Source organism: Bradyrhizobium sp. HKCCYLRH2047 (assembly GCF_051168175.1).
Lineage (GTDB): Bacteria > Pseudomonadota > Alphaproteobacteria > Rhizobiales > Xanthobacteraceae > Bradyrhizobium.
This window is the reverse complement of record NZ_JBNPUM010000010.1, coordinates 129,897-145,341: the sequence shown is the minus strand read 5'-3', so window position 1 is coordinate 145,341 and position 15,445 is coordinate 129,897. Positions and strand designations below refer to the sequence as shown.

13 protein-coding genes are annotated in these 15,445 nt (G+C 66.4%); 4 read left to right on the top strand and 9 right to left on the bottom strand.

Features of this window, described 5'->3' with window-relative positions; all coding sequences use genetic code 11:
- Positions 1 to 45 precede the first annotated feature (45 nt).
- Positions 46 to 684 carry a TetR/AcrR family transcriptional regulator gene (locus ACQR1D_RS23855; protein ID WP_434839178.1) on the top strand — a complete coding sequence of 213 codons (639 nt, stop codon included), beginning with the start codon at positions 46 to 48 and terminating at the stop codon, positions 682 to 684.
- Positions 685 to 911: 227 nt separating this feature from the next.
- Here the strand turns inward: ACQR1D_RS23855 and ACQR1D_RS23850 are convergent, their stop codons facing one another.
- Positions 912 to 1,211: a hypothetical protein gene (locus ACQR1D_RS23850; protein ID WP_316238391.1), complete on the bottom strand. Its 300-nt coding sequence runs from the start codon at positions 1,209 to 1,211 to the stop codon at positions 912 to 914.
- Positions 1,212 to 1,634: 423 nt separating this feature from the next.
- Positions 1,635 to 2,819, bottom strand: coding sequence for a urate hydroxylase PuuD (locus ACQR1D_RS23845; RefSeq protein ID WP_434839177.1), 1,185 nt, complete (start codon positions 2,817 to 2,819; stop codon positions 1,635 to 1,637).
- A gap of 200 nt (positions 2,820 to 3,019) precedes the next feature.
- On the opposite strand from ACQR1D_RS23845, the gene ACQR1D_RS23840 reads away from it, so the two are divergent.
- Positions 3,020 to 3,322: a hypothetical protein gene (locus tag ACQR1D_RS23840; RefSeq protein WP_434839176.1), complete on the top strand. Its 303-nt coding sequence runs from the start codon at positions 3,020 to 3,022 to the stop codon at positions 3,320 to 3,322.
- A 23-nt stretch (positions 3,323 to 3,345) separates the two neighbouring features.
- On the opposite strand, the gene ACQR1D_RS23835 is transcribed toward ACQR1D_RS23840, so the two are convergent.
- Positions 3,346 to 6,060 carry a molybdopterin-dependent oxidoreductase gene (locus ACQR1D_RS23835; RefSeq protein WP_434894089.1) on the bottom strand — a complete coding sequence of 905 codons (2,715 nt, stop codon included), beginning with the start codon at positions 6,058 to 6,060 and terminating at the stop codon, positions 3,346 to 3,348.
- Complete coding sequence (locus tag ACQR1D_RS23830; RefSeq protein WP_316177889.1) at positions 6,057 to 6,881, bottom strand: FAD binding domain-containing protein; 825 nt, start codon at positions 6,879 to 6,881, stop codon at positions 6,057 to 6,059. The genes ACQR1D_RS23835 and ACQR1D_RS23830 overlap by 4 nt, the downstream gene beginning before the upstream one ends.
- A 140-nt stretch (positions 6,882 to 7,021) precedes the next feature.
- On the opposite strand from ACQR1D_RS23830, the gene ACQR1D_RS23825 reads away from it, so the two are divergent.
- Positions 7,022 to 8,368, top strand: coding sequence for an 8-oxoguanine deaminase (locus tag ACQR1D_RS23825; protein ID WP_315804402.1), 1,347 nt, complete (start codon positions 7,022 to 7,024; stop codon positions 8,366 to 8,368).
- 76 nt (positions 8,369 to 8,444) lie between these two features.
- Here ACQR1D_RS23825 and ACQR1D_RS23820 read toward each other — a convergent pair whose 3' ends face one another.
- The 4 genes from ACQR1D_RS23820 to ACQR1D_RS23805 form a co-directional block, all read right to left on the bottom strand.
- Positions 8,445 to 9,524 (bottom strand): BMP family ABC transporter substrate-binding protein, encoded by a 1,080-nt coding sequence (locus ACQR1D_RS23820; protein ID WP_315804403.1) that lies wholly within the window; start codon positions 9,522 to 9,524, stop codon positions 8,445 to 8,447.
- Positions 9,525 to 9,604: 80 nt separating this feature from the next.
- Positions 9,605 to 10,522: an ABC transporter permease gene (locus ACQR1D_RS23815; protein WP_315804404.1), complete on the bottom strand. Its 918-nt coding sequence runs from the start codon at positions 10,520 to 10,522 to the stop codon at positions 9,605 to 9,607.
- Positions 10,509 to 11,600 carry an ABC transporter permease gene (locus ACQR1D_RS23810; protein WP_316177891.1) on the bottom strand — a complete coding sequence of 364 codons (1,092 nt, stop codon included), beginning with the start codon at positions 11,598 to 11,600 and terminating at the stop codon, positions 10,509 to 10,511. The genes ACQR1D_RS23815 and ACQR1D_RS23810 overlap by 14 nt, the downstream gene beginning before the upstream one ends.
- Positions 11,584 to 13,149 (bottom strand): ABC transporter ATP-binding protein, encoded by a 1,566-nt coding sequence (locus tag ACQR1D_RS23805; protein WP_434839174.1) that lies wholly within the window; start codon positions 13,147 to 13,149, stop codon positions 11,584 to 11,586. Before ACQR1D_RS23805 ends, ACQR1D_RS23810 begins: the two co-directional genes overlap by 17 nt.
- A 580-nt stretch (positions 13,150 to 13,729) precedes the next feature.
- Here ACQR1D_RS23805 and ACQR1D_RS23800 point away from each other — a divergent pair.
- Positions 13,730 to 14,851: a hypothetical protein gene (locus ACQR1D_RS23800; RefSeq protein WP_316177893.1), complete on the top strand. Its 1,122-nt coding sequence runs from the start codon at positions 13,730 to 13,732 to the stop codon at positions 14,849 to 14,851.
- A 52-nt stretch (positions 14,852 to 14,903) separates the two neighbouring features.
- Here the strand turns inward: ACQR1D_RS23800 and ACQR1D_RS23795 are convergent, their stop codons facing one another.
- Positions 14,904 to 15,425: a nucleoside deaminase gene (locus ACQR1D_RS23795; RefSeq protein WP_316238396.1), complete on the bottom strand. Its 522-nt coding sequence runs from the start codon at positions 15,423 to 15,425 to the stop codon at positions 14,904 to 14,906.
- Positions 15,426 to 15,445 lie beyond the last annotated feature (20 nt).

Genomic DNA, 15,445 nt, shown 5'->3' with positions numbered 1-15,445 from the left:
ATCGGCCAGCGCTGCCGCCGCGGCGAGCCAAGGCATGACGCGAACGTGCGACGCAAAGCTGCGACCGACCTGAATGCCCCCGTGCGCACGACATCACGTGCGCCGCGGCAGGCGCGTGGCCGTGAGCGCCGCGAGCAGTTGCTCGACGCAGCCGCCGCCATCATCGCCGAGTCCGGGATCGGTGCCGTCAGCATGCATGCCGCGGCACAGCGCGCCGGCGCGTCGATCGGCTCGGTCTATCACTTCTTCCGTGACAAGGATCAGATGCTCGACGCGCTCGCCGAGCGTCACGATGCCGAGCTGCAGCCGGCGTTCGACCTCGTGGTGCAGCGAAGCGATGCGGAATGGGCGGCGATGTCGCCGCCGCAGGTCATCGAGCAGTTGATTGGCTGGGCGATCCGCTACTTCGTTCGCCACCCCGATGCGCTGGCGACGCTCGATCTGCACGACCAGACCATGCACGCCGAGTTCAGGGTCGTCATCGACCGCGTCATGCGCGCCAGGCTCGGCGACGAACTCGGCAGGCAGGCGGCCACGACGCTCGATGCCGTCGTGCTCGGGACACTGCTGTTCACGCGCGAGCAGGATCCGCGCAGCCGCGATGTCGTCGTCGCAGCGCTGCCCGAGATGATGGCTACCTATCTGAGCGCTCTCGAGGCGAAGCGGAAGCGGACGAAGGGATGAGGTACAGCCGGCGTATCGAGGCGATCAGCGCGGCGATTTGAACGGCCACGTGCTGCTCTTCCGATGTGTCGCCACCGAGCACGGCGTCGTCGCGTCCGCAATCGGCTGGTTCGGAAGGATGATCTGGTCGTCGCCGTTCCAGCGGTCGAACTCGTAGCACCATTGCCATTCTCCGATGTGCGGTATCCCTGTTCGTCAGCGCGCGATCGCCAGACGGAGAATCCCGCTCATCGCGCGGGTTCGGCCGGCGATGGCGTGTCGACATGATCCATCGTCGTCATCGACAGCGGCTGCGTTTCGTCGACGCGAGCGGAGCGATCGCTGCGATGTGCCAGCCGTCGCTCGCCGGTCCGGTCGCGCCTGATGACGATCCCTTCGACCAGCCGGGCCACGACGCCGACCACGGCAAAGCTCAAGAGCAGCGAGATGCACAGCAGCCCCAGATAGAGCTTCAGTACCGAGCTTGCGAAGCAGGCAAGCGCGATGAGCACGACAATGGCCAGCCGGCCTTTGACGGAGATCGACATGATGGGGCGTTTCGCTGAGAGCTGATTGTGGGCGCCACTCTAGCGCCATGTTTTCTGCAGCCAAGCCGCGTCCCAACGGGTGGTAAATTTTGCCGCAAGCTCATGACGACAATCGGATGTGCTCCAGCTCAATCGTCGTCGCATGCATCGCAGTTCAACTCCGCGTTGCGAAAATCCGGTTGTCCTTGTGCCGGCTTCACGCAATCGTCGTGGGGAACCGAGCGAGCATCCATTGCCGCGCGCGCGATGAGCGGAGCTGTCAGCCGCACAGCGAAGCGCTTGCGGGCCGCAGCGCAATTAACTGCGCTACCATCGAGACATGGCGGCGCATTGCGCGGACCGCGCTGGCGCGCCTTTGCCCGCCCCACAGACTGCCTCGGGGAGGCAAAGCAGCGGTCGTCATGCCGGCGGCAACTGCGACCGCTATTGCGCACCGGCCCACGCCGCGAGCACGGCGCGCTCCTCGCCGGTGATCTCGGTGATGTTGCCGGGCGGCATGGCGCTCGACCACGCGGCGTTGCGTGCGATCAGCCGCGCGTTGCGCTGGATGTCGTCGGCAGTGTCGAGCCGCACGCCCCTGGGCGCCGTGACGATGCCGTCCCATACGGGCTCGGCGGCGTGGCACATGCTGCAGCGGGAGGTCACGATCTCCTCGACCTGCGCGAAGCGTGGCGGCGCGCTCGTGGCCGCCTTGGCGTCGCGAGGGCCCGCTGCGGACAGCAGCAGGATGCCGATCATGCCCGCGGCTGCGACGCCCCACACCCACCATGGCGACGGATGACCCTTGTGACGCTCGTTGAAGAAATGGCGTATCACCGGGCCGAGCGCGAGCACGATGGCGACGATCGCCCAGTTGTAGCGGGTGCCGAACAGGAGCGGATAGTGGTTGCTGATCATCAGCACCACCACCGGCAGGGTCAGATAGTTGTTGTGGACCGAACGCTCCTTGCCGGCCTTGCCGAGCCTGGGGTCCGGCGCTTGGCCTGCGAGCAGCGCGGCGACGATCTTCTTCTGGTTGGGGATGATCACGGCAAACACGTTGGCGACCATGATGGTACCGATGATCGCGCCGATCTGGTTGAAGGCGCCGCGGCCGCTCAGCACATGGGTGAAGGCGTAGGTGAGCGCGACGAGAAAGACGTAGCCGCCGATCGCGAACGGCAGCTCGTGCCGGGCGAGGCCGCTGCGGCAGGCGGCCTCGTAGAGCAGCCACGCCAGCGCCAGCGAGCCGAAGCTGAACAGGCCGGCCTGGAGGGGCGTGAGGTCGAGGATCGACTTGTCGACCAGGAACAGGTCGGCGTTGAGATAGTACACCACGATCATCAGCACGAAGCCGGATAGCCAGGTGGTGTAGGCCTCCCATTTGAACCAGGTCAGCTCGCTCGGCATCTGCGCCGGCGCCACCAGATATTTGACGATGTGGTAGAAGCCGCCGCCGTGCACCTGCCAGGCCTCGCCCATCACGCCGTTGGGCAGGTTTTCACGCGGCTTCAGGCTCAGGTCCAGCGCGATGAAGTAGAACGAGCTGCCGATCCAGGCGACCGCGGCGATCACGTGCAGCCAGCGGAAGATCAGGCTCAGCCATTCCGATATGATCGAGGCCCACATCGTGCGCTCATCTCCTTCGACAGGGCAAGCCCAGAGCCGAGTGCCTGCGTCTCATCTGTGGCATCGATCGCATCTGATTTCCAGCACGTCGCTGTGGCAGTCGGTGCACAACAGATTAGCTGCCATGTGCGCGTGACGCAGTGGACTCCGGCGGCGCGATTGCGTTCAATGTGGCGGTCTGACAAGCGGGACGGGGCGGGATGACGAGACTGGTTCTGATCATGCTGGTGCTGGGACAGTTCGCTGGTGTGCCTCTGGCGATGGCGCAGACCGCCCCCAAGCAGAGCACGGCCAAGCGCGCCGATGCTTGCGCGCCGATCGGACGCACCGAGGACGGCAAGCTGGTCTATGCGATGAAATGCGAGAGCATCCCGAAGCCGATCGCTCCCGCCGCCCCGCCACAGGCGGCCGCCCAGCCGTCGGAGCCGGCTGCGGAACCAGAGCCCGAGACCCAGCGGAGCGGCCTGTTCGGCTGGTCGTATGATCGCCGACCCAAGCCATAGCGCAGCCGTTTCCCCAGACCGCCTCATTCGCCGAACTTCTCCTGCAACTGCGGAAACAGCCGGTCCGGCTTGAACGGCGCGGCCGTGAAGCGGATGCCGGTCGCGGCGCGGATCGCGTTACCGAGCGCGGCGGCGACCGGATTGTACGGGCTCTCGCTCATCGACTTCGCCCCCAGCGGGCCGATCGTGTCGTGGGTATCGGCAAACAGCACCTCGGTGCGCGGAACGTCGGCATAGGACGGCAGATGATAGTCGCGGAAGCGCGGATTGATCACGCGGCCGGTGCCGTCGATCACGATCTCCTCGTACAGCGCGGCGCCGAGCGCTTGCGCCACGCCGCCCTCGATCTGGCCGCGGCACTGCATCGGGTTGGCGACCTGGCCGGCGTCCGCGGCCTGGACGCTCTTGAGGATCCTGACCTCTCCGGTCCCCTTGTTCACGGCGACACGAAAACCCTGGACGTTGAACGCGACCGAGCGCGGCGTGCCCTGCGAATTACCGCTCGCGGTGAGCGGCGCGCCGCTGGCCTTGGCGAGTTCGGCGAAAGCGAGACGATGTGCGCCACAGGTGATTGCATCATCGGCGATCACGCAGGCGCCGGGAGCGACGTTCCACCTGTCGGAGGCGAACCGCTTGATCGTCTCGGCCAACGCCTCCGCCGCCGCCTGGGTCGCGCGTCCCGCGACGAAGGTGCCGGTCGAGCCATAGGCGCCCGTGTCGTGGCCGCCATGGGCGGTGTCGGACTGTCTGAGGCTGATGCGATCGACGGTGGTACCGAGCACGGTCGCGGCGATCTGGCGATGCACCGTGCTGGTGCCGTTGCCGAACTCGGCGGTGCCGACGGTGAGCACGAAGCCGCCGTCGTCGCGCAGGCTGATCACGGCGTCGGCGAAGTGGCCGTCGGGCGGCACGGTGTCGATCATCGTCAGCGCGATGCCGTCGCCCTTCAGCCACTCGGCCGACAGCTCCGGCGTCGGCGTGGCCTCGTCCATGGCGCGCTCGACCAGATCGAGGCACTGGTCGAGCCCGTAGGAGCCGTACAGCACGTCGCTATGCCCGGATGCCGGCGGCGCCAGCATGGGATCTCCGGGCCTGATGATGTTGCGGCGTCGCATCTCGAACGCGTCGATGCCGAGCTGCCGCGCAAGCTCGTCGATCGCGGCTTCGACCGCGAAGGTGGTTTGCGGCAGGCCGTAGCCGCGATAGGCGCCGGCCGGCACCGTGTTGGTATAGACGGCGATCCCGTCGACCTTCTTGTTCGGACAATTGTACACCGAGATCGACTCGGCGCAGGCATGGAACAGCACGGGCCCGGCGTGATTGCCATAGGCGCCGGTGTTGGAGAGCACGTCGAGCTGCAGCGCCGTCAGCTTGCCATCCTTGTCGGCCCCGGCCTTGACGGTGACGCGCATCGGATGCCGCGTCGAGGTGGCGATGAACTGCTCCTCCCGGGTGAATTCGAGCTTCACCGGCCGCCTTGTCTTCAGCGCCGCCAGCACTAGGATATCCTCGACGAACATCTCCTGCTTGCCGCCGAAGCCGCCGCCGACGCGCTCGCAGAACACGCGCACCTTGTCGGGCTTGAGGTCGAAGATCTCGCACAGCGCCCGCTTCGTCAGGAACGGCACCTGTGTGCTGGAACGCAGGGTGAGCACGCCGTCGTCGTCGAGCCAAGCGAGACCGCCATGCGTTTCCAGCGCGGCGTGCTGCACGCGCTGCGTGGTGAAGGTGCGTTCATAGCTCGCGGCGGCCGACGCCAGCGCGGCGGCGACGTCGCCGAACTCGCCGTGGGTCTCGGCGACGATGTTGCGGCCGACGTCGGCGATGCGATGTTCGCTGCCGCGGCCGGCGTGAATGATCGGCGCACCGGGCGTAATCGCGTCAGCGGGATCGACCACGGCAGGCAGGATCTCGTAGTCGACGACGAGGCGCCGGCAGGCCTCTTCGGCCGCGGCCTCGGTCTCGGCGACGACGGCCGCGACCTTCTGGCCGATGAAGCGGACGACGTCGTCGAGCACGCGGGTGTCCGCCGGATCCATCCAGGCCTGCTCATGGCGCGCGGTCGAGAACAGCGTCGCCGGCGCATCCTCGTGCGTCAGCACGGCATGCACGCCAGGTACTGCCAGCGCGGCCCTCTTGTCGATGCCGACGATGCGCGCATGCGCGTGCGGCGAGCGCGCGAGCTTGACGTGCAGCAGGCCGTCGATCGTGGTATCGAAAGTATAGCGCGCCCGGCCGCGCACCACGTCGGGGCCGGCGGGGGCGGGCAGGCTGCGCCCGAAGGCTTCGCCGGCCGCGACCTGCTCGACATGAACGTGGCCGAGTAGCGCGTCCTCGATGGCGCGATAGCCGGTGCAGCGGCACAGATTGCCCTTCAGCGCCGCGCCGAGATCCTTCTTCTGCGCCTGATTCAGCGAGGCACAGGTGACGATCATGCCGGCGGTGCAGAAGCCGCATTGGAACGCCTGCGCATCGAGGAAGGCCTGCTGCATCGGATGCAGGTCGTCATCGGCGGCGAGACCTTCCACGGTCGTGACCGCCTTGCCCTCGGCGCGAAAGGCGGGGATCAGGCAGCTATGCACCGGTTCGCCGTCGAGCAGCACGGTGCAGGCACCGCAGTCGCCTGCGTCGCAGCCCTTCTTGACGCCGAAATGGCCGGTGTCGCGCAGAAGGGTCCGCAGGCATTGTCCGGCGCGCGGCGCGGTGTCGACTTCCCTGCCATTGACGATCACGCTCATGGCCTGAAGTCCGCGAGCTCGGCGCGAATCTCCTCAGCGAGGCGCAGGGTCATCGCCTTGCGCCAGGCAGGCTTGCCATGAACATCGTCGTGGTACGACGCATCTGGAATTTCGACGAGCAGGCCGGCGCGCAACGTGGTCGCGTCGGGCATGCTGGCAAAGCGCAGTTGCTGCGGCTTGATGGTCGATCCGGTCACGGTGAGCAGCAGGTCGCCGTCGCGGCCCGACGTGCCGATCAGCAGTGCGCCGGAGCGCCCGACCGGCGTCAGCGCGATCTGGCGGAAAGCGCCGCGGCGCTTCAGCGCAGCCAGCGGAATGTCGATCTGCCGCAGCAGATCTCCGGGCGCGAGCACGTTGCTGTTGTTGCCGGTGACGAAATCGGCGACGGGGACGCGCTGCTCGCCTCCGTCATTCTTCCATATCAAGCAAATGCCCTCGAGCGCGGCGAGCAGCGAGATCATCGGCCCGGCCGGCAGCGACATGCAGAGATTGCCGCCGACGGTCGCCGTCTTCCAGATCTTGAACGAAGCCAGGAACGCGCGGCAGCATTGATCGATCAACGGCGCCGCGACCCACTCGGCCGGGCAGGACAGCCCGTCCAGCGCGGCGACGCTGCAGGTCGCGGCGATGCACAGGCCCTGATCGCTGATGCCGAGAGGCGTCCAGGCGAGATCGCTGAGATCGATCAGCCGCGACAGGCGCGCCTGCGGTTCCGAGAACAGCCACGTGCCGCCGGCCAGCCAGGCGTCGCCTGCCTGCCAGGCGGGCAGTTCGGCCCGCGTTCTCGGGCGCACGACCTCCGTGATGGTGTTCAGGTCCATGGTGATGCCAGCTCGTGGGCGCAGCCTGTCGCGGGTGGAATCCTTGCAAGACCAGCGCCAACTGGCAATAGGATGACGCTGGCCTTCCGCTTGCAAGCTACCGGCACATGCAAGCGCCCAATCACCGAGACGAGGCAGCCATGAGCACGACGCCGATCTGGATCAAGGACCCGCTCGCCATTCTCGCCGAGGGCGCCACGCGCGGTGTCGTCGTCAAGGACGGTCGCATCGTCGAGCTGGTGCCTGCCGGTGCCGAGCCGGCGACTGCGGGCGCGGTGGCCTATGATGCGAGCGCGCATGTCGTCATCCCTGGTCTGATCAACACGCACCATCACTTCTACCAGACGCTGACGCGCGCGCTGCCGGCTGCGATGGACCGCGAGCTGTTCCCCTGGCTCAAGGCGCTCTATCCGATCTGGGCGAAGCTGACGCCGGAGGCGTTGGATGCGGCGGTCACGGTCGCGATGGCCGAACTGATGCTGTCGGGCTGCACGACCACGACCGATCATCACTACGTTTTCCCCGCCGGGCTCGAAGATGCCGTCGGCATCGAGGTCGCGGTGGCGAAGCGGCTCGGCATCCGTGTGCTGCTGACCCGCGGCTCGATGAACCTGTCGGAGCGCGACGGCGGACTGCCACCGGACAGCGTGGTGCAGGACGAGGACACGATCCTCGCCGACAGCGCGCGCGTGGTCACGACCTATCACGAGCGCGGACCCGATGCGATGGTGCAGATCGCGCTGGCGCCGTGCTCGCCGTTCTCGGTGACGGGATCGCTGATGCAGAAGACCGCTGCGCTTGCCGATAAGCTCGACGTGCGGCTGCACACGCATCTCGCCGAGACGGAGGATGAGAACCGCTTCTGCGAGCAGATGTTCGGCTGCCGTCCGCTGGACTATCTCGAGAAGAACGGCTGGCTCGGCCCGCGCACCTGGCTGGCGCACGGCATCTTCTTCAATGCCGAGGAGATGAAGCGGCTCGGCAAGGCCAGGACCACGATCAGCCATTGCGCCTGCTCGAACCAGTTGCTTGCCTCCGGCTGCTGTCCGGTGTGCGAGATGGAGGAGGCGGGCGTCGGGATCGGCCTCGGCGTCGACGGCTCGGCGTCGAACGACGGCTCCAACCTGATGCAGGAGGTTCGTGCCGCATTCCTGCTGCAGCGGGCGCGCTATGGCGTTGGCCGGATCAGCCACAAGGATGCGCTGCGCTGGGCGACCAAGGGCTCGGCCGCCTGCGTCGGCCGGCCAGAGCTCGGCGAGATCGCGCTGGGCAAGGCCGCCGACCTCGCGCTGTTCAAGCTCGACGAGCTGCGCTTCTCGGGTGCAGGCGATCCGATCGCGGCGCTGGTGCTATGCGGCGCGCACCGCGCCGATCGCGTCATGGTCGGCGGCCGTTGGACCGTGGTCGACGGCGCAATTCCGGGACTGGACGTCGGCGGGCTGATCGATCGGCACAGCGCGGCAGCCAGGGCCATGCGGGGAGGGTGAAGCGCGCAGCGTTGGAAAATATTCGCTCGAGAACTCTCCCCGACTTGTGGGGGAGAGTTCTAGCGGTGTACTGCGTCTACTTGCCCGGCACCTTGTCGTCGACGCCCTTGACGTAGAAGTTCATGCCGAGAATCTGTCCATCGGCGAGATGGTCGCCGCCCTTGCACTCGATCTCCTTGCCATCCTGGCCGAGCACGGGGCACTTGAACGGGTGCAGCTTGCCGGCGGTGATCGCGGCCTGCGTCTCCTCGGCCAGCTTCTTCACGTCGTCAGGCATGTTGGTATAGGGCGCCATCTCGAACATCTTGGAATCGAGGCCGCCCCAGGTGTCCTCCGATTTCCAGGTGCCGTCGAGCTCGGCCTTGACGCGCGCGATGTAGTAGGGGCCCCAGGTGTCGAGGATCGAGGTGAGCTGCGCCTTGGGGCCGAACTTGATCATCTCGGAGTCCTGGCCGAAGGCGAGCTTGCCGCGCTCGGCCGCGATCTGCATGGCAGCCGGGCTGTCGGTGTGCTGCATGATGATGTCGGCGCCCTGGTCGATCAGCGCCTTGGCGGCGTCGGCTTCCTTACCCGGGTCGAACCAGGTGTTGGCCCAGATGATCTTGACCTTGATGTTCGGGTTCACGGTCTGCGCGCCGATGATGGTGGCGTTGATGCCGGAGATGACCTCGGGGATCGGGAACGAGCCGATATAGCCGAGCACGCCTGCCTTCGACATCTTGCCGGCGATGATGCCCTGGATGTAGCGGCCCTGATACCAGCGCGCCGAATAGGTCGACATGTTCTTGTCGCGCTTGTAGCCCGTGGCATGCTCGAAATGCACGTTGGGATACTTCTTGGCGACCTTCAGGGTCGGATCCATGTAGCCGAACGAGGTCGTGAAGATCAGCTTGTTGCCGGCGCGGACCAACTGCTCGATGGCGCGCTCGGCGTCCGGGCCTTCCGGTACGTTCTCCAGATAGGTCGTCTCGATCTTGTCGCCGAGCTCCTTCACCAGCGCCTGGCGCGCGAGCTCATGCTGATAGGTCCAGCCGAGGTCGCCGATCGGTCCGAGATAGATGAAGCCGACCTTCAGCTTGTCGGCGGCGTGCGCCACGCCGGCGATGCTTCCCGCCAGTACCAGCGCAACGGCAGCCCCCAGAAGCCTTTTCATCATCGTCCATGCCTCCAAACAATCGGGGGAAACCTCGTGAGCCAGAGCGCCGCGCCCCATCGCTGGCGCTCCGGATGATTGCTTCAGCGATCCGGCACGAACACCGTCCCCAGCGCCGCCGGCGCAGTGGAGCCGCCGGTGCGGGCGCGCGACAGCAGCACCAGCACGATCACCGTGGCGAGATAGGGCAGCGCCGACATGAACTGCGAGGGGATGCCGACCCCTGCGCCCTGCGCATGGAGCTGCAGGATCGTCACCGCGCCGAACAGATAGGCGCCGATGACAAGGCGGCCCGGTCGCCAGGATGCGAACACGACCAGCGCCAGCGCGATCCAGCCGCGTCCCGCGGTCATGCCGGGAATGAAGAAAGGCGTATAGGCCAGCGGCAGATAGGCGCCGGCGAGCCCGGCGCAGCCGCCGCCGAACAGCACCGCGAGCAAACGGATGCGCAGCACGGGATAGCCGAGCGCGTGGGCGGAGACATGGTTGTCGCCGCAGGCGCGCAGCACCAGGCCGGCACGGGTGCGGTACAGGAACCACCAGACGGCGATGATCAGCGCGAGCGACAGATAGACGAACGCGTCCTCGCCGAACAGGATGCGGCCGACCAGCGGAATGTCGCTGAGACCGGGAATGGAGAGGTGCGGCGCGGTGCCGATGCGCTCGCCGACGAAGCGCGCGCCGATCAGGCCGGACAGACCGATGCCGAGGATGGTCAGCGCGAGGCCCGTGGCCACCTGATTGACGGCGAGGCCGAGGGTCATGAAGGCGAAGATCAGTGACATCAGCATGCCGGCGACGATGCCGCACAATGCGCCGACGACGATCGAGCCGGACAGCCAGGCCCCGCCGAAGCCGCAGGCCGCGCCGACGATCATCATGCCCTCGACGCCGAGGTTGAGCACGCCCGAGCGCTCGGTGACCAGCTCACCGGTGGCCGCCAGCAGCAGCGGCGTCGATGCGGCGAGCACCGACAGGATGATTGCTTCAACCAGCACCACTTTGCACCTGCCGCGCGGCGAAGACGAGCTTGAAACGGTAGAGGATTAGGGAATCGCAGGCGAGCACGTAGAACAGCAGGATGCCCTGGAACACCTTGGTCACATCGAGTGGAATCTTCATCGTGATCTGGGCCTGCTCGCCGCCAATGAACGTCAATGCGAGGAAGAGCCCTGCAATGAATATTCCAACTGGATTGAGCCGCCCCAGGAAGGCCACGATGATCGCGGTGAAGCCATAGCCCGGCGAGATGCCTGGTTGCAGATGTCCGATGGGGCCCGCCACCTCGATGATCCCTGCGAGACCGGCCAATGCGCCGGACACCGCGAATGTCAGGAGGATGAGCTGGTTGGCGTTGAAGCCGCCGAAGCGTGCCGCGCGGGGGGCCGCGCCGACGACGCGGATCTCGAACCCCTTGATGGTGCGCTCGAGCAGCACGAAGGCGCCTGCAACGACGAGCAGCGCGATGACGCTGCCGAGATGCAGGCGTCCGCCCTCGATCAGCACCGGCACGGTGGCGACCGGGTCGAACTCCGCCGTGGTGGGGAAGTTGAAGCCGGCGGGATCGCGCCAGGGGCCGCGGACGAGATAGTCGAGCAGGAGATCGGCGACATAGACCAGCATCAGGCTTGTGAGGATCTCGCTGGCGCCGAACTTGACGCGGCACAGCGCCGGGATCAGCGCGTAGAGGGCGCCGGCTGCGGCGCCTGCGACCAGCATCGCCGGCAGCACCCAATGTCCGGCCTCGGTGCCTTGCGTCTTGACCGCGATCCAGCTGCCGGCAACGGCGCCGATCAGGAACTGGCCTTCGGCGCCGATGTTCCAGGCGTTGGCGAGGTAGCACAGCGACAGACCGATCGCGATCATCACCAATGGCGTCGCTTTCACCGCGATCTCCTGCAGCGAATAGCCGTCGGTGAGCGGCGCGACGAAGTAGACGCCGAGCGCGGTGATCGGGTTCTTGCCGAGCACGGCGAACAGCACGCTCATCGTGACGAGTGTCAGTCCGATCGCGATCAGCGGCGAAACCAGCGCGATGGTGCGCGAACGCTCGGCGCGCTTCTCAAGCACGAGCTGCATGCGCCGCCTCCTTCTCGAGACTGGCGCCGCCCATCAACAGGCCGAGCCTCTCCCGCGTGGCCTCGGCGCGCGGCAGCGCCTCCGACAAGTGTCCATGAAACATCACCGCGATGCGGTCGGCGATCTCGATCAGTTCGTCGAGGTCCTGGCTGGTGACGAGGACGGCAGCGCCGGCGCTGGCGAGATCGATCAGCGCCTGGCGGATGATCGCGGCGGCGCCGGCGTCGACGCCCCAGGTCGGCTGGTTGACGACCAGCACCGCCGGCGTGCGCAGGATCTCGCGGCCGACGACGAACTTCTGCAGGTTGCCGCCGGACAGGCTCGCCGCTTCCGGATCCCGCTTGGCCTTGCGGACGTCGAATGTCTCGGTCGTCAGATCGACCGTCCGCAACGTCGCGGCCGCGTTGATGAAGCCGTGCCGGACCATGTCGCTCGCGGCGTGTCCGGTCAGCAGCGCGTTCTCGGACAGCCGCATCCGCGGCGCGGTGCCGTGCCCCAGCCGCTCCTCCGGCACGAACGCCGCGCCCATCTTGCGCCGTTGGGTGATCGAGAGATTCCCGCAGGCGAGGCCGTTGATGATGATCGTGCCGGGCTCCTTGACGAGGCGTTCGCCGGACAGCGCAGCGAACAGCTCGTCCTGGCCGTTGCCGGCGACACCGGCGATGCCGAGGATCTCTCCGCCCTTCAGCTCGAAGGAAATGTTCTTGAGAGCCACGCCATGAAGCTCGCCCGGGGCGAGGGTGAGATCATTGACGACCAGACGCGGCACGGTGGTGTGCCGCTCGGCCGGCGGCTTCACCTCCTTGATCTCGGTGCCCACCATCATGCGGGCCAGCGAGGCAGCCGTCTCCAGCTTCGGATTGCAGGTCGCGACCTTCCTGCCGCCGCGAAGGATGGTGGCGGTGTCGCACAGCCGCTTCACCTCTTCCAGCTTGTGGCTGATGTAGAGAACAGCGCGGCCTTCCGCTTTCAGGCGCTCCAGGACGACGAACAGTTGGTCGGCCTCCTGCGGCGTCAGCACGGCGGTGGGCTCGTCCAGGATCAGGAATTTCGGATTCTGCATCAGCGCGCGCACGATCTCGATGCGCTGCCGCTCGCCGACCGACAATTGCCATACCTCGCGCTTCGGATCCAGCGGCAGGCCATAATCGCGCGCGACATCCGCGAGCCGCGCCGACATGGCCTTGAACGGCTCCTTGCCGTCGAGCCCGAGCGCCACGTTCTCGGCCACGGTGAGGTTGTCGAACAGAGAGAAATGCTGAAACACCATGCCGATGCCGAGGGATCGCGCTTCGGCCGGGCCGGACAGCTGGACCGGCTCACCCTGCCAGCGCAACTCGCCGGCGCTCGGCTGCACCAGTCCATAGATCGTCTTCACCAGGGTCGATTTCCCCGCACCGTTCTCGCCGAGCAGGGCGTGAATCTCGCGTGGCCGGATCTCGATGTCGATCTTGTCGTTGGCAACGAAGTCGCCATAGCGCTTGGTCAATCCGACCGTCTGCAGGAGCGGAGGCGTAGATTTCGGATCGACCGGCGCTGGGTCAGGCATTTGCTGCGTCATGGGGCAGGGGGAATGAAGCTGCCTCAATTGTGATCTAATTTGCCGCGGCGCGTAAGAGGCGAAAAGCGCCATCCTTTGCCCAACTCTTGTCCAACGGTTCATCCGCGGAGACCGGCGAATGCAGCGCGCCGTCGGTTGCAGGCATCGCAGGCCGCAATCGAGTCGAGCGCAGCGCCCCATGAAGTTCTGTGGCACTTCTGCGACACTGGCCGGGAAATCGATCCGGTCGCAGCAGGCTGCACGTTGGATGAGCAGCGTCATGCAATGCGCGTCCAATGGCGCGCTTGCGCTCACGGGTGATCGCGAAATCGTGCGAGAGGCCAGGCGACGCTTTTCGGAAAAACTTCAGCAATGTGAAGCAGCAAGATCGTGATCCGGGAGCGTCGCGGCCGCGGCCAATCGTCCCATGGCTGCGCCCGCGACCGCCACCGTCGACGCCGTAATACGGCATAACCTTGATCAAACTGCGGGCAAGTCCTGGAGAAAGTTGAGGCTTCTCCGGCCGGTGGAACGGCGCAACTGTGCATGCAAGTCGGGAATCTGCGCTTGTCAACTGGGGGTGTTCGGAATGTCGTTTCGTCAAATAATTGCGGCGGCCGTCGCGCTGGGCGCGGTCGCACTGACGTCAGTCGGTGTCGCTGGGGCCGCTGATCTGCCCGCCAAGGCGGTCGCGAAAAAGGCTCCGGCCGAGGTGCCGTTCTTCCTCGTCGTCGACAATCGCGTCAGCTACTCCTACATCTTCGATGCCAGCCAGCCTGGTGCATGGAGCGTGAACGGCAACGGCACATTCAACGCCAAGACCGCCAAGCAGGTCTACTCGTTCACCCATTTCGACGTCTGGGGCTACGGCACCAACTTCTTCACGATCTCGCTGTTCAAGTCGGACCACAACGATCCCGCCGGACCGTGCACGCAGACCGGCGGCATCGTCTCGCCCAACGCCGGCTTCGCGTTCACGCCGGCGAGCTGTGCCGGCGCGACCGAGATCTACGGCCTGTTCCGCTCGACCTTCGGCTGGAATCAGATCTTCAACACCAAGGCCTTCACCATGGGCCCGCTGCAGAACATCTCGTTCGAGGTGGGCATGGATGCCAACACGGAGAATCGCTATTTCGGCGCCGCCAAGCGCGACGTGGTGGCCGGCCTGCAGTTCGCGTTCAACCTGCCCTACAAGGGCTATTTCAACGTCGCTCCCCTGATGTATTGGGAGTTCGCCAACCACAACTCGTTCTCACAGTGCGGCGCCGGCTGGTCGAACCCCTGCATTACTGACGGCAATACCTCGTTCAAGCCGACCTGGGCGGTCGAGACCAACTACTACATGGATCTCGGTTTCCTGCCCGAGAGCATGCAGTTCTTCTCGATCTCGGGCCGCGCCGGCTGGTACGGCAAGAAGGGCACCGACACCGAGCCGCTCCCGGCGAGCGTCGCGAACGGCGTCTATCCGACGAAGGTCGAGTTCAACTCCGAGCCGATCCGCCTGACCTTCGACGCGTCGAAGGCGATGTGGGGCGAGAAGCAGAGCCACATGATCGACGTCTGGGTGGCCTATCGCTACTGGCAGAACAAGTTCGGCCTCGACCACAACAACGCGGTCGGCTGTTCCGTCGCCGGCGTCGGCGGCACCCGCGTCGCCACGGGCGCCTGCACCGAGTCGTCGCTGTATTCAGGCGTGACCGTGAAGTTCTGATATCGACCGAGCCACGCAAGCAGGCGCCGCGCCTCCGGTCGCGGCGCCTGCTTCATTTGTCCCAGGCTCCCTCATGCAGCGTCGCGGCTTCGTCCTCCAGCAGGGGGCCGACGACTTCGGTCGCACGCTGGCCGCTCGCGAACACGTCGCGGCAGGGCAGGTCGAGGGTCGGGTTCTCCGGATGATTGCCGGTGAGGTCGCGCAGCCGCCGTTCGCTCAGCCCATAGACCACGCGTCCGATGCCCGCCCAGTAGATCGCGCCCGCGCACATCGCGCATGGCTCTGCCGACGAATACAGGGTGGCAGCCGCTCTGATTTCGGGCGCAATCGAAATGCAGGCCTGGGTCGCGGCCAGCCGCTCGGCATGCGCCGTGGCGTCATGTGCCGGCATATAGCCGTTCTCGGCCTCGATCAGAACGCGGCCGTCGGCCGCGATGAGCACGGCTCCGAACGGATGATTGCCGTTGGACGTCGCACGGCGCGCGATGGCGAAGCTGTGGCGCAGGAAATGTGCGTCCCGGTCTTGTGCGTCGGCCTGCCTCTGTCCGTCTCTTGCCTGATCTGCCGGTCCCATCGCCACTCTGCTCCGTTGCG

Bases quoted from the DNA above. Each gene is read 5' to 3' on its own strand.
- ACQR1D_RS23830 (WP_316177889.1), bottom strand. From the start codon at position 6,881: ATGGACCTGAACACCATCACGGAGGTCGTGCGCCCGAGAACGCGGGCC.
- ACQR1D_RS23840 (WP_434839176.1), top strand. From the start codon at position 3,020: ATGACGAGACTGGTTCTGATCATGCTGGTGCTGGGACAGTTCGCTGGT.
- ACQR1D_RS23845 (WP_434839177.1), bottom strand. From the start codon at position 2,819: ATGTGGGCCTCGATCATATCGGAATGGCTGAGCCTGATCTTCCGCTGG.
- ACQR1D_RS23820 (WP_315804403.1), bottom strand. From the start codon at position 9,524: ATGATGAAAAGGCTTCTGGGGGCTGCCGTTGCGCTGGTACTGGCGGGA.
- ACQR1D_RS23795 (WP_316238396.1), bottom strand. From the start codon at position 15,425: ATGGGACCGGCAGATCAGGCAAGAGACGGACAGAGGCAGGCCGACGCA.
- ACQR1D_RS23825 (WP_315804402.1), top strand. From the start codon at position 7,022: ATGAGCACGACGCCGATCTGGATCAAGGACCCGCTCGCCATTCTCGCC.
- ACQR1D_RS23805 (WP_434839174.1), bottom strand. From the start codon at position 13,149: ATGCCTGACCCAGCGCCGGTCGATCCGAAATCTACGCCTCCGCTCCTG.
- ACQR1D_RS23810 (WP_316177891.1), bottom strand. From the start codon at position 11,600: ATGCAGCTCGTGCTTGAGAAGCGCGCCGAGCGTTCGCGCACCATCGCG.
- ACQR1D_RS23800 (WP_316177893.1), top strand. From the start codon at position 13,730: ATGTCGTTTCGTCAAATAATTGCGGCGGCCGTCGCGCTGGGCGCGGTC.
- ACQR1D_RS23850 (WP_316238391.1), bottom strand. From the start codon at position 1,211: ATGTCGATCTCCGTCAAAGGCCGGCTGGCCATTGTCGTGCTCATCGCG.
- ACQR1D_RS23835 (WP_434894089.1), bottom strand. From the start codon at position 6,060: ATGAGCGTGATCGTCAATGGCAGGGAAGTCGACACCGCGCCGCGCGCC.